Genomic DNA, 12,585 nt, shown 5'->3' with positions numbered 1-12,585 from the left:
CGCAGGAAAACGGTTTGCATGAGCGTTCCGACAACTTACCCCTTCGACTTCGACCCCACCTACGGCATGCGGCTCGACGACTTGCTGGCGATCAGGCCACCGCCATCGCCGCCCGGTTTCGACGCGTTCTGGAAAGCCCGCTATCGCCGCGCCATCGCTGCCGATCCAAAGCCGATATTGCTGCGGAGCAAGGCGGCGCATCCGGACTGGCATGTCCTCGATATCACCTACACCTCGACAGGCGGCTTTCCGATCGGCGGCTGGCTGCTATTGCCTCGGACCGGACCGGTTCGCCGTGGCCTTGTCGTCGGCCATGGCTATGGCGGGCGCGACCAGCCGGACTACGACCTGCCGGTCGAGGAGACCGCCCTGTTGTTTCCCTGCTTTCGCGGCCTTTCGCGGAGTTCACGGGCTCCCATTCCGGCCGATGCTGCGGGCCATGTGCTCTACAATATCGACAGCCCCGATCACTACATCATCGGCGGCTGCGTCGACGATCTGTGGCTGGGGGTCTCGACCCTGCTGGCCCTCTACCCGTGGCTTTCGGGCCATATCGGCTATAGCGGCATCAGCCTTGGCGGCGGCGTCGGCGCGCTCGCGATCCCTTTCGACACGCGCATCGCCCGTGGTCATCTGGTGGTGCCGACATTCGGCGACAGGCGGGCATGGCTGACACTTCCGACCGTCGGCAGCGCCCATTCTGTGCAGGCTTACGCAACCAGCCATCCGCATGTGCTGGAAACGCTGACCGTCTTCGATGCAGCCGTGGCAGCCTCCAGGATCACCGTGCCGATGCTGACAGCCGTCGCGCTTTTCGACCCGGCGGTGGCTCCGCCCTGCCAGTTTGCAATCGCCAATGCGCTGCCAAAATATAATGAAACTTTCATCCTCGATGCTGGCCATTTCGACTATGATGGCAGCGAGGCTCAGGAAGCCGTCCTGCGCGATAAGGTGAGACAGTTCTTCAAGGACCTATGAACCGCGAATATTTGCGCTGGTATAGCCCGCGCCTGCATCGAGACATGGAGTTGCTGGTGTTCGGGCACGCCGGCGCCAAGGTCCTGATGTTTCCAACGCGCGACGGACGGTTCTGGGAATACGAAGCGCTTGGGCTCGTTGCCAGCCTTGCGGACAAGCTTGAGGCCGGCCAGTTGCAGCTTTACTGCATCGAGGGGCTCGCGAGCGAAAGCTTCTACAACGCCCACCGACGGCCAGCCGAGCGCATCGGCCGCCACGCCGCCTTCGAAGACTATATCCTGCATGAAGTGCTGCCACTGATGGCCGCGAAAAATCAGGATGGCTGCACGATCGTCCACGGCTGCAGCCTCGGCGCCTTCCAGGCAGCCAACCTCGTCTTCCGCCACCCGCACCTGTTCCGCAAGCTGGTCGCATTCTCGGGCCGCTACGATCTCACCATGAAAGTCGATTCTTTCGGCGATCTGCTGGACGGCTATTACGACGACCGGGTCTACTTCAACACGCCGCTGCATTTTCTTCCGGGGATGACCAACGACTGGCGCCTGGACAAGCTACGTCAGGTCGAGATCGTGCTGACCATCGGCAAGGATGATCCGTTTCTCGACAATAACCGTCTGCTCAGCCATGTCCTGGCAGACAAGCAGGTCGGCCACCAGCTTCACCTCTGGGATGGCCGCGCCCACCGGGGAAGCGCCTGGCGAAAGATGGCGGCGCTCTATATTTGAGCGACAGTCGGCGCCGCTGCAGCAGTCAAGCCACGTGAGGAAGCGCATTTCTGCGCCACCGCACCGGCAACGACATCGCCGACCTGTTCAACCTCTGGGCTATCCTCAGAGCTTGATCCAGGCGCCGTTTCGCTTCGACGAGGCAACGCAGGCATCGACGAAGGCCACGCCTTTCACGCCGTCGTCAACAGTCGGATAGACGACATTCTCGTCGACAGCCTTGCCGGCCTTGGCGGCATTGATGGCGTGGGCCGCCTCGGTGTAGATCGTCGCAAAGGCCTCGAGATAGCCCTCGGGATGGCCGGCCGGAATGCGCGAGACACGGGCGGCGGCCGGACCGGAGCCGGCACCGTTGCGGGTGATCAGCCGCTTGGGCTCGCCGAACGGCGTGAACCAGAGATAGTTCGGGTCCGCCTGCACCCATTCCAGCCCGCCCTTGGTGCCGTAGACCCGGATCTTCAGCCCATTCTCATGGCCCGGCGCCACCTGGCTGCACCACAGCATGCCCTTGGCCGGCTTTTCCGTGCCCCTGGCCTTGAAGCGCAGCATGACATGGGCGTTGTCGTCGAGCGGACGGCCGTCGACGAAGCTGTCGAGATCGGCAGCCAGGCTGTCGAGTTCCAGCCCCGAGACGAAGCAGGCGAGATTATAGGCGTGGGTGCCGATATCGCCGGTCGAGCCGCCGGCGCCGGACTGTGTCGGATCGGTGCGCCAGACGGCCTGCTTGGCTCCGGTCTGCTCGACCGCCTCGGTCAGCCAGTCCTGCGGATATTCGGCTTGCACGACGCGAATGTCGCCAAGCTCGCCATTGGCCACCATTTCCCGCGCCTGGCGGACCATCGGATAGCCGGTGTAGTTGTGGGTGAGCACGAACAGCGCACCGCTCTCATCGGCGATCTTCTTCAGTTTCCTGGCATCGGCAAGATTGGATGTCAGCGGCTTGTCGCAGATGACATGGATGCCGCGCCGCAGGAATTCCTTGGCGGCGTCGTAATGGACATGGTTCGGCGTGACGATCGACACCGCCTCGATGCCGTTCTTCAGCTTCGCCTCGCGGATCGCCATCTCGCGGTAGCTGCCATAGGTCCGGGATGGCTCGAGGCCGAGATCGAGCCCCGATGCCATCGCCTTTTCCGGTGTCGACGACAGGGCGCCGGCCACCAGTTCGAACTGGTCATCGATGCGCGCAGCGATCCGGTGAACCGCGCCGATAAACGCCCCCGCCCCGCCGCCGACCATGCCGAGCCGGATGCGCGGTGCACGGGCCTGTTGCTTTGAACCTTCGATTGCCATGGGTTTCTCCTGGAAAATATCTGTTTTCTCTTCTCCCCAGCGGGGAGAAGATGTCCGAAGGACAGATGAGGGGGTGGGCGACGCGAACGCCTCGTGCCCTCATCCGGCCCTGCGGGCCACCTTCTCCCCGCTGGGGAGAAGGGGAAATGGACTAAAGCCCCAGCATCCGCCGGTTTGCCGCATCGTCCGTGCCCCCGGCGGCAAAATCGTCAAAGGCGTGCTCGGTGACACGAATGATATGCGCCTTGACGAACTCGGCACCTTCGCGCGCGCCGTCTTCGGGGTGCTTCAGCGCGCATTCCCATTCGACGACAGCCCAGCCGTCGAAATCATTGGCGGTCATCTTGGAAAACACCGCGCCGAAATCCACCTGCCCGTCGCCCGGCGAGCGGAAGCGGCCGGCCCGGTCCACCCAGCTCTGGTAGCCGCCATAGACGCCCTGGCGGCCAGTCGGGTTGAACTCCGCATCCTTGACGTGGAACATCTTGATGCGGTCTTTGTAGATGTCGATGTTGTCGAGATAATCGAGGCACTGCAGGATATAGTGCGAGGGATCGTATAGCATGTTGGCGCGCGGATGGTTCTTCACCCGCTCCAGGAACATCTCGAAGGTGACGCCGTCATGCAGGTCTTCGCCCGGATGGATCTCGTAGCAGACATCGACGCCGTTTTCCTCGGCATGGTCTAGGATCGGCGTCCAGCGCTTGGCCAGCTCCTCGAATGCCGTCTCGACAAGACCCGCCGGCCGCTGCGGCCATGGATAAATATAGGGCCAGGCGAGCGCCCCGGAAAAGGTCGCATGCGCCGAGATGCCGAGGTGTTTCGACGCCGTCAGCGCCATCTTCACCTGCTCGACCGCCCATTCCTGCCGCGCCTTCGGATTGCCGCGCACTTCCGGCGCCGCGAATCCGTCGAAAGCCTCGTCATAGGCCGGATGCACCGCCACCAGCTGGCCCTGCAGATGCGTCGACAGCTCCGTTACCTCGACGCCATTCTGGCGCGCCACGCCGGCAAATTCGTCGCAGTAATCCTTCGAGCTGGCAGCCTTCCTGAGGTCGATCAGTTGTCCGGCCCAGGTCGGCACCTGCACACCGACATAGCCCACATCGGCCGCCCACTTGGTAATCGAATCCCACGAATTGAAAGGTGCAGCGTCGCCTGCGAACTGGCCGAGAAAGAGGCCAGGCCCCTTGATGGTCTTCATGTCAGATTCCTCCCTGAACAGATACCGTAAACGTTTCCAATGCGGTCCTGCTGCGCCCGGGGGCACGCAGAGGGCTCCTCAACCCACCGCAGAGACTCCAGCCTGATGGCCAGAAGTCAACGTGCAGCGAACTAATCACGGGCGTCCGACATGCGCAAGAGGTACGTACCGCATTTATGGATGCACGACTGTGGGTACGTGGGAATTTTGACCGTGCCGCTTACAACGTCGATCACTCTCGGGCTTCTGGCTAACCACTCAAGAACAGGAGGCAATCACGAAATCGCAAAAGCTGCATTAAATAATTTTAAAGCCTATAGATGTAATTCAGAAAACGTGTTTATATGCCTTGTCGCAACCTGAGGTAATAATCATGCAACTCAACACAACATCCGTTAACTTAATGTCTGCTTCAAAGACCCCCGAAGATGCCGCGAAATTTTTTCTTGGCGCGGTTAGTCAGGGCCTCGCCGCCGTCGTGGCGGACGCGCTTTCCAAAGCAGTGTCGAATACGGTATCGATTTCCACAAAAAACGCATCAATTGTCGGCTGGGAAAGCCTGATTGGCGGGCTCGTAATGGAATTGGCTTGGGCTACGCCACTTGTTGTCGATGCGAAACCCATGGCGAGAGTGACAGGCTATGCACCATGCGTGCCCGCAGGAACCGTGTCGTCGCTCGGCATCAGCGTCGGCATTGGGGTTAGCATCTCAGCAACATTCTAAACACAATGGTAGTGACGATACCTGTCGCCACTACCATCCTCCCAATCGCCCGCTGGGTCCCCGTTGTTCACCAGACCCATCGAGCATCGTCAGCACCTACAGGTCATCAACGCGGCTTTTCCACCAAACCTGATGGAACATGCCCGCAAAAACGGGAGCGTTGTTCACATCTGTGCCGCGTCTCATCCTCTCGCAATAGCGCCCTCCAGGCTTGGCTTCCGTCGATCTAGGTTGCTCGCGGCTATGGCTGTACGCGACTGGCCAAGGCAATTTGCACGACACTTGACAAGTCCCCTGTGCTCCTTAGGGCTACGGTCTGAATTTCGCTTTCAGGAGACCACGGAAATGGCGCACGAACTCAATATCCCGCACGGTACACCGACCATCCTGCGGAACGCGTCGCTGGACACGCCGGAAATCTGGGAGGCTCGCGTCGATCTCGCTGCTTGCCTCAGGAGCGCTGCGCGGCTGGGCCTCGAAGAGGGCATCTGCAACCATTTCTCGGCGCTCGTTCCCGGCCATTCGGACCTGTTTCTTGTCAACCGGCTGGGCTGGGCTTTCCAGGAAGCAACGGCGTCGTCGCTTCTGATCTGCGATTTCGACGGCCATGTGGTCGCAGGAGACGGTGTACCGGAGGCAACGGCTTTCTTCATTCACGCCCGCCTGCACAAGATGCTGCCGCGCGTCGGCGCTGCCTTCCACACCCATATGCCGAATGCCACTGCGCTCAGCATGGTCGAAGGCGAACCGCTGGTCTGGGCCGGCCAGACCTCGTTGAAATTCTATGGCCGAACCGGCGTCGACGAGCACTATAACGGCCTGGCGCTCGACGAGCGTGAGGGCGACCGGATCGCGGCGGCGCTCGGCGCCAACGACATCCTGTTCATGAAGAACCATGGCGTCATGGTCTGCGGCCCGAACATCGCCGAAGCCTGGGACGATCTCTATTATCTGGAGCGTGCCGCCGAAGTGCAGCTCAAAGCCATGAGCACCGGCCGCCGTCTGGTCGCCGTTCCCGCCGAAGTCGCCTCTGCCGCCGCCCGCCAGATGCGCGAGGGCGACCCCGAAAGCGCCCGGATGCATCTCGAGAGCCTGCGGCGGGTGCTGGACAGGCAGGAGCCGGAATATCGGAGTTAATAACCGCGCTGCTAGGGTGCGGCCCCCTCATCCGGCCCTTCGGGCCACCTTCTCCCCGAGGGGAGAAGGGGAGGTCTCCGCATGTTGCGTCCATTGCGGTCAACCGCCGGCTGATTAAGTAGCAACCCGGTTCCGAGAAAGAGATTGCCCTTCCCCTTCTCCCCCTCGGGGAGAAGGTGCCCGGAGGGCGGATGAGGGGGGCACCCCCCCTCAACACTCACTTGTGGACAATGACCTCAGAAAGGCGAGTCCGGGAAATAGAAGTCCTTGGCATTATCCTTGGTGACCAGCGTCGCATCGACCAGATAGGTGCCCCGCACCGGAACCTGCCCGTAGAAATTGGCGACCGTCAACTCAAGCGCCGTTCCGACCATGGCCGGCGGATAGAGCACGTCGACGGGGATCATCTTGTCGCCGTCCATGACCTTCTTGATCATGTCCTTCGAGCCGGCACCGGCGATCACGTATTTGATATCCGTGCGCTTGGCCTGATCGATGGCCTGCAGCACGCCAACGGCCATGTCGTCGTCCTGGCACCAAACGACGTCGATCTTCTTGTACTTGGTGAGGAAGTCCTGCATCACCTTGAAGGCGTCGTCGCGGTTCCAGTTGCCGTACTGGCGATCGAGCACCTTGACCTTGGAGCCGGCAATGCCCTTGTCGAAGCCATCCTGACGCTGCTGGTCGATGGGGATCGGCAGGCCCCTGATGACGACCACCTCAGCATCCGGAGTGTTGGCCTTGATATATTCGCCGGCGGTCTGGCCGAGCGCCGGATTGTTGCCGGCAACATAGAGGTCGCGGATCGTATGGTCGTTGACGCTCGGCGCGCGATCGACGATAGCGACGAACTTGCCCTTGTCCTTGACCTCCTGCATGGCGTTGACCAGCGGATCCGGATCGGATGGCAGGATGACGAGGGCGTCGATGCCCTGCGTCGACAGGTCCTGCACGGCATTGGCCTGGCTTGCCGGATCAGCCGAGGTCTTGACGATGATGTTAAGGCCCGGATGTTGGGCCATCAGCAGCTTGGCGACACGGTTGGCATGGAATACCACGCCGGACGTCCAGCCATGGTCGGCGGCCGGGATAGACACGCCGATGGTGACTTTCTTGTCTTCCGCATGGGCAGCGCCCACCAGCGCGGCAAGGGCGACAGTCGTCGCCAACAGGATTTTACGCATATCTGTTCTCCTCCCAGAGAGTATCGGGGTCGATATCGCAGAAGACCGGGCGACCCCACCACCCGGTCCTTTTTCACGACTTGCGTATCAGCGACCGCTGAACGAGCATCGCAATGATGATGATCGCGCCTTGGATGGCGCCGATCAGGTATTCGCTGACGAAATTCGACAACAGCATGATGTTGCCGACGATTTCGAGAATGAAGGCGCCGCAGACCGTGCCCCAGATGCGCCCGACCCCTCCCCGGAGCGCTGTACCGCCGACGACGACGGCCGTGATCGCCTGGAGTTCCCAGAGGATACCGGTGGTCGCCGATGTCGACCCCAGCCGAGGGACATAGAGCAGTACGGCAACGGCAACGCAGATGCCCTGAATGACATAGGCGGCGGTGCGTACCCGGTTGACCGAGATGCCGGAATAGCGCGCCACATCCTCGTTCGAACCAACGGCGGCAACATGCCGGCCATAGCGGGTGCGATAGAGGATGAAGGCGCCGATGGCAGCCATCGCAAAGATGACGATCACAGGCACGGGCACGCCGAGCAGCTGGCCGAAATAGGCCGGCCGGTACATCTTGACGATCTCCGGGCTGCGCACGGTGATGGCACCACCTTGCGACAGCCAGGTGGTCAGTCCACGAAAGATGCCCATCGTGCCAAGCGTCGCGATGAACGGCTCGATGCGGCCGACTGTCGTGATGAGGCCATTGGCCAGCCCGCAGGCACCGCCAAGAGCGATGGCGAGCAGCATGGCGACAATGAGCATGCTGGCGGGATCGGCGATAGCGCCGCTGTTGATGAACAGGATCATCAGGCTGGCAACAAACGCCACCATCGAGCCAACAGACAGATCGATCCCGCCTGCCGAAATGACGAAGGTCGCGCCGATGGCAATGATGGCGATGAATGCACTGCGTGTGATGACGTTCAGCAGATTGTCGATGCTGATGAAATTCGGATTGGCGAAGGCGCCTAGCACCAGCAACAAGGCCAGCGCCACGAACGGAGCCACGGCGCGTAGATCGATATCCTTCCACGAGCGTTTCATCTTGACGGATTCGGTTGTTGTCACATTGCTCATGGTTGCTCCGCTCAGGCGGCCTCTCCGGCACTGGCACCTGTGGCCAGCACGACGATTTCGTTTTCGGCCATCATTTCGCCCGCCACCTCGCCGACGATCCGGCCGCCGCGCATCACCAGTATCCGGTCGCAGATGCCGATGAGTTCGGGCATTTCAGACGAGACGACGATGATCGAGCGGCCCTGTTCGGCAAGGGCTGCGATGAATTTGTAGATCTGTTCCTTGGTGCCGATGTCGATGCCGCGCGTCGGCTCGTCGATGATGACGATATCGGGATCGAGCAGCATCATCTTGGCGAGCAACAGCTTCTGCTGGTTACCGCCCGATAACTGGCCGGCCAGCATGTCCTTATCTCCAACCCGGATATCGAACTCCTTGATGGCGGCGTCGAGCGCGGCACGCTCCTTCGCCCGATCCACCTGGAATCGGCGGGCAAACTGGCCGAGCGCGGCAAGCGTCAGGTTGACGCGGAGGTCCTTGGTGAGCAGCAACCCCTTGCCCTTGCGATCTTCGCTGAGATAGACGATCCCGGCCTTGAGGCTGGCATGCACGTCGGCGAAGTGCACCGACTTGCCGTTGAGCTTTACCGCTCCCTGCCCCGTGCGAAGCCCGACCACGCCCTCCATCAGCTCTGTCCGGCCGGCGCCGATCAGCCCGGCAAAACCGAGGATCTCGCCACGATGAAGGGTGAAGGACGCGCGCTCGGCATAGCCCGGAACTGAAAAATTCTCGACGTTCAGCACAGTTTCACGAACCGCCGCCGCGTGCCGGTCGGGATAGAGCTTGGCCACATCGCGACCGACCATCAACCGCGCCATATCGGCAGGCTCGAGATCGGCAGCCGGATGGGTAGCGACCAGCCGCCCGTCGCGAAGGATAGTCACCCGGTTGGCGATTTCCTTCACCTCTTGCAGCCGGTGCGAAATATAGAGGACCGCCACCCCCTTGGCGCTGATATCCCGGATGACCTTGAGAAGCGCCCTGGTCTCGGTTGGCGTCAGGGAGGCGGTCGGCTCGTCGAAGATCACCAGCCGGTGCGGCACAAGCAGCACGCGCGCGATCTGCACCAGTTGCCGTTGGGCAATCGACAGCCGCCCGACCACAACAGTGGGTTCGATATCGGCACCGAGATCGCGGATGGCGCGGCGCGCCCCGTCGTTCATGGCGCGGTCGTCGACAATGAAGCCGCGGCGCAGTTCACGGCCGAGATAGAGGTTTTGCGCCACCGTCAGATCGGGAGCGAGCAGGATTTCCTGGTGGACGAGCACGATGCCGCGCGTCTCCGCATCCACAGGTCCGGACAAGTGAGCGGGCTCGCCATCGACCCGTACCTCGCCGCGCGTTGGCTGCAGATGCCCGGAAAGGAGCCGCATCAGCGTCGACTTGCCGGCACCGTTCTCGCCGATGATCGCATGGACTTCGCCAGCCATCACGGAAAGGTCGATGTCGCGCAGGACCTCGACAGGCCCGAATGATTTCGAGAGGCCAACGGCTTGCAGAAGCGGCATGGAGACATCGATGCGCGGGTTCATTGCAGCGCGTCCTCTGCCGCCACTGCCACCCCTGCGGCGCATAAACCTTCGGCCCCGCAAAGGGCGACAAGGCTCACGCCATCGTCCTCAAGAACTCTCTCCACCCCGGCACTCCTCCAAGCAAGAGGCTAGCGTATATGATGAGGTACGTAAAGCAGTGGGCGAATGTTTTTTATGGATTACAAACAGGACGTGCATGATGAGACGGGCGATGCCGGCTTGATGACTTCTCGCGCCAACTGCTTTATACTTATCCTATGAGCGAAGGCACTCGGACAAATTTCGTACCAGATCGCAGCGATATGGCTCTCGATGCACTGGTGCTTGGGACCGTCAACGCTCCTTATCGACGCTCTGTGTCCTCCACCGAATTGGTTTCAGTTCTTGCCACCGGCAAAATAGACAGCTGGCTCGTGCACATCTCGACGTTTTTCACCGACGTTCGCCCGGATCTGGTGATCGACTTCGCTGATGCCCACGGCATCGGGCATTCCCAACTGCAATTGATGTACGCCCTCGTTAAAGGTGCGACTGGGGAAGCGAGCAAGGAGATGGAGGAAGCCCTTGTCGAACTGGCACAGCCTGCTTGATCGTGCCATCCGTGGACTTGAATCCCTACCGCAAATAACGGTTACTCAGGAGGATTGGACGCTCGGCGGAGGCACCGCCCTGATGCTTCAACTACAACACCGGCTGTCCAAAGACATCGACATCTTCTTCCACGATGCCCAGTATCTGACATTCCTTTCACCCCGCGTCGGAGGCGAAGAAATTTGGGGAGCCGATGCCTATGACGAAGCGGCGCACTATGTGAAATTGATCTACGCGGAAGGCGAGATCGACTTCATCATATCCTCAAATATTACCAACATTTTACCGCACAGGATGAGCGTGGAGGGCGACATAAACGCCGGAATTGCGGCCTACGTTATTCCCATCGAGCATCCCGTAGAGATCGCCCTCAAGAAGCTGTGGCATAGGGGACCGGAACTTAAAATCAGGGACGTTTTCGATATCGCTGTCGTCGCAGAACATCATGAGGCGCTCCTGGTTGCCAATCTTCACCATGTCAAATCGAAAAAGAATGCGATTGTCAGCCGCTTGAGCAATATCGACGGCAATTTCTTTCGCGCATCCATGGAAGAGTTGGACATTCTGCCTGCCTACGCCAGCACTGCGAAATCAGCATTGGCAACAGTGCGCACGATTTTGGATCGTATTTAACGAGCGTCTCCCCGCAACCAGCGGAGAGACGCCCCCAACCATCAAACGTAACGGTTGACGATGTTTTCCAGCAGTTCCTGCTTGCCTGAACGAGGCTGCGGGTTGATATCGTTCCCTTCCACCCATTTGGCGATGTCGTCGAGCGCGTATTCGCCGCGCAGCAGCTTCTGGGGCTCGGCGGCATTCCAGCCGGCGTAGCGGTCGTCGAGCGGCTTGGACAAAGCCTTGTCCTCGATCATCTTGGCTGCCGCCTTCAGGCCGCGCGCGCAGCAATCCATGCCGCCGATATGGCCGATCAGCAGGTCTTCCGCATCCAGCGACTGGCGACGCAGCTTGGAATCGAAGTTCGTGCCGCCCGTGGTGAAACCGCCGCCGGACAGGACCTGATAATAGGCCAGCGTCATTTCCGGCACGTTGTTCGGGAACTGGTCGGTGTCCCAGCCGGACTGGTAGTCGTTGCGGTTCATGTCGATGGAGCCGAAAACGCCGAGTGCGTTCGCAAGCGCCAGTTCGTGCTCGAAGGAATGACCGGCGAGGATGGCGTGGCCCTGCTCGATGTTGAGCTTCACCTCGTTCTCGAGGCCGTATCTCTTGAGGAAGCCATAGACCGTCGCGACGTCGTAGTCGTACTGGTGCTTGGTCGGCTCCTGCGGCTTAGGCTCGATGAGGATGGTGCCCTTGTAACCGATCTTGTGCTTGTACTCGACGACGAGGTTCAGGAAGCGGCCCATCTGATCGAGTTCGCGCTTGAGGTCGGTGTTGAGCAGCGTCTCGTAGCCCTCGCGACCGCCCCACAGGACGTAGTTCTCGCCGCCGAGCTTCTGCGTCGCGTCGAGGCAGGTCTTCACCGTGGCCGCAGCAAAAGCGAAGACGTCCGGATCGGGATTGGTTGCAGCGCCGCTCATGTAACGGCGGTGGGAGAACATGTTGGCCGTGCCCCAGAGAAGCTTGACGCCCGTATCGGCCTGCTTCTGCGCAAAGTGGTCGACGATCTCGTTGAGGTTCTTGGTGTTCTCGGCAAAGTTATTGCCTTCCGGCCGGACGTCGGCGTCGTGGAAGCAATAATAGGGAGCGCCGAGCAGGGTGAAGAATTCGAAGGCGACATCGGCCTTCAGGTTGGCAGCTTCCATGGTGTCGCTAAACCACGGGCGCAAAAACGTCTGGCCGCCGAAGGGGTCGCCGCCTGGCCAGGTGAACGTGTGCCAGTAGGCAACGGCAAAGCGGAGATGGTCCTCCATCCGCTTGCCCAGCAGCATCTCGTCCTTGTTGTAGTGCCGGAAGGCCAGCGGATTAGTGCTGTCGGGGCCCTCGTATTTTACCTTCTGGATATCTCCGAAAAATCCTGTGGTCATGGGTATTTCCTCCTTGGTTGGTCTGGTGTTGGTTCTGTGGCTCCCCCTCATCCGGCCCTTCGGGCCACCTTCTCCCCGAGGGGAGAAGGAAAGACGAGGCCTCCGCAGTTTCCCCCTCTCCCCTCGGGGAGAGGGTAGGGTGAGGGGGTTT

General features: G+C 60.9%; 12 protein-coding genes. 6 read left to right on the top strand and 6 right to left on the bottom strand.

The genetic code is table 11. From position 1 onward, the window contains the following. Nucleotides 1-18: 18 nt before the first annotated feature. A complete protein-coding gene (locus tag EQW76_RS18965) occupies nt 19-978 on the top strand; it encodes an acetylxylan esterase (protein WP_142830444.1) in 960 nt (319 codons plus the stop codon). Continuing rightward, nucleotides 975-1,703, top strand: a complete 729-nt coding sequence (locus EQW76_RS18960; RefSeq protein WP_142830442.1) for an alpha/beta hydrolase-fold protein — start codon at nt 975-977, stop codon at nt 1,701-1,703. The genes EQW76_RS18965 and EQW76_RS18960 overlap by 4 nt, the downstream gene beginning before the upstream one ends. Before the next feature lie 105 nt (nt 1,704-1,808). On the opposite strand, the gene EQW76_RS18955 is transcribed toward EQW76_RS18960, so the two are convergent. Then, nucleotides 1,809-2,996 (bottom strand): Gfo/Idh/MocA family oxidoreductase, encoded by a 1,188-nt coding sequence (locus EQW76_RS18955; protein ID WP_143123062.1) that lies wholly within the window; start codon nt 2,994-2,996, stop codon nt 1,809-1,811. Between the two features lie 151 nt (nt 2,997-3,147). After that, nucleotides 3,148-4,200 carry a sugar phosphate isomerase/epimerase gene (locus EQW76_RS18945; RefSeq protein WP_142830438.1) on the bottom strand — a complete coding sequence of 351 codons (1,053 nt, stop codon included), beginning with the start codon at nt 4,198-4,200 and terminating at the stop codon, nt 3,148-3,150. Nucleotides 4,201-4,573: 373 nt separating this feature from the next. Between EQW76_RS18945 and EQW76_RS18940 the strand changes: the two genes are divergently transcribed. Next, entirely contained in the window at nt 4,574-4,924 is a 351-nt protein-coding gene (locus EQW76_RS18940) for a hypothetical protein (RefSeq protein WP_244615377.1), read from the top strand. A gap of 345 nt (nt 4,925-5,269) precedes the next feature. After that, nucleotides 5,270-6,061, top strand: coding sequence for an aldolase (locus tag EQW76_RS18935; protein ID WP_142830436.1), 792 nt, complete (start codon nt 5,270-5,272; stop codon nt 6,059-6,061). A 236-nt stretch (nt 6,062-6,297) separates the two neighbouring features. Here EQW76_RS18935 and EQW76_RS18930 read toward each other — a convergent pair whose 3' ends face one another. From EQW76_RS18930 to EQW76_RS18920, 3 genes are all read right to left on the bottom strand, one after another. Continuing rightward, nucleotides 6,298-7,245, bottom strand: a complete 948-nt coding sequence (locus EQW76_RS18930) for a substrate-binding domain-containing protein (protein ID WP_142830434.1) — start codon at nt 7,243-7,245, stop codon at nt 6,298-6,300. Nucleotides 7,246-7,318: 73 nt separating this feature from the next. After that, nucleotides 7,319-8,326 carry an ABC transporter permease gene (locus tag EQW76_RS18925; RefSeq protein WP_142830432.1) on the bottom strand — a complete coding sequence of 336 codons (1,008 nt, stop codon included), beginning with the start codon at nt 8,324-8,326 and terminating at the stop codon, nt 7,319-7,321. An 11-nt stretch (nt 8,327-8,337) separates the two neighbouring features. Next, nucleotides 8,338-9,858, bottom strand: a complete 1,521-nt coding sequence (locus EQW76_RS18920) for a sugar ABC transporter ATP-binding protein (protein WP_143123061.1) — start codon at nt 9,856-9,858, stop codon at nt 8,338-8,340. Nucleotides 9,859-10,160: 302 nt separating this feature from the next. Here EQW76_RS18920 and EQW76_RS18915 point away from each other — a divergent pair, with 302 nt between their 5' ends. Together EQW76_RS18915 and EQW76_RS18910 are read left to right on the top strand one after the other, a co-directional pair. Continuing rightward, nucleotides 10,161-10,448 (top strand): hypothetical protein, encoded by a 288-nt coding sequence (locus EQW76_RS18915; RefSeq protein ID WP_142830428.1) that lies wholly within the window; start codon nt 10,161-10,163, stop codon nt 10,446-10,448. After that, nucleotides 10,423-11,082, top strand: a complete 660-nt coding sequence (locus tag EQW76_RS18910) for a nucleotidyl transferase AbiEii/AbiGii toxin family protein (RefSeq protein WP_142830427.1) — start codon at nt 10,423-10,425, stop codon at nt 11,080-11,082. Before EQW76_RS18915 ends, EQW76_RS18910 begins: the two co-directional genes overlap by 26 nt. Nucleotides 11,083-11,123: 41 nt before the next feature. On the opposite strand, the gene xylA is transcribed toward EQW76_RS18910, so the two are convergent. Then, nucleotides 11,124-12,434: a xylose isomerase gene (xylA, locus tag EQW76_RS18905; RefSeq protein WP_143123060.1), complete on the bottom strand. Its 1,311-nt coding sequence runs from the start codon at nt 12,432-12,434 to the stop codon at nt 11,124-11,126. Nucleotides 12,435-12,585: the final 151 nt, after the last annotated feature.

The organism is Rhizobium sp. rho-13.1, from assembly GCF_007000305.1.
Taxonomy (GTDB): Bacteria; Pseudomonadota; Alphaproteobacteria; order Rhizobiales; family Rhizobiaceae; genus Rhizobium; species Rhizobium rhododendri.
Note: the sequence above shows the minus strand (reverse complement) of the source record. Positions and strands in the feature narration are given on the sequence as shown.

Coding starts and splice junctions, on each gene's coding strand:
- EQW76_RS18915 (WP_142830428.1), top strand. CDS start 10,161: ATGGCTCTCGATGCACTGGTGCTTGGGACCGTCAACGCTCCTTATCGA.
- EQW76_RS18935 (WP_142830436.1), top strand. CDS start 5,270: ATGGCGCACGAACTCAATATCCCGCACGGTACACCGACCATCCTGCGG.
- EQW76_RS18925 (WP_142830432.1), bottom strand. CDS start 8,326: ATGAGCAATGTGACAACAACCGAATCCGTCAAGATGAAACGCTCGTGG.
- EQW76_RS18955 (WP_143123062.1), bottom strand. CDS start 2,996: ATGGCAATCGAAGGTTCAAAGCAACAGGCCCGTGCACCGCGCATCCGG.
- EQW76_RS18960 (WP_142830442.1), top strand. CDS start 975: ATGAACCGCGAATATTTGCGCTGGTATAGCCCGCGCCTGCATCGAGAC.
- EQW76_RS18920 (WP_143123061.1), bottom strand. CDS start 9,858: ATGAACCCGCGCATCGATGTCTCCATGCCGCTTCTGCAAGCCGTTGGC.
- EQW76_RS18945 (WP_142830438.1), bottom strand. CDS start 4,200: ATGAAGACCATCAAGGGGCCTGGCCTCTTTCTCGGCCAGTTCGCAGGC.
- EQW76_RS18965 (WP_142830444.1), top strand. CDS start 19: ATGAGCGTTCCGACAACTTACCCCTTCGACTTCGACCCCACCTACGGC.
- EQW76_RS18930 (WP_142830434.1), bottom strand. CDS start 7,245: ATGCGTAAAATCCTGTTGGCGACGACTGTCGCCCTTGCCGCGCTGGTG.
- xylA (WP_143123060.1), bottom strand. CDS start 12,434: ATGACCACAGGATTTTTCGGAGATATCCAGAAGGTAAAATACGAGGGC.
- EQW76_RS18940 (WP_244615377.1), top strand. CDS start 4,574: ATGCAACTCAACACAACATCCGTTAACTTAATGTCTGCTTCAAAGACC.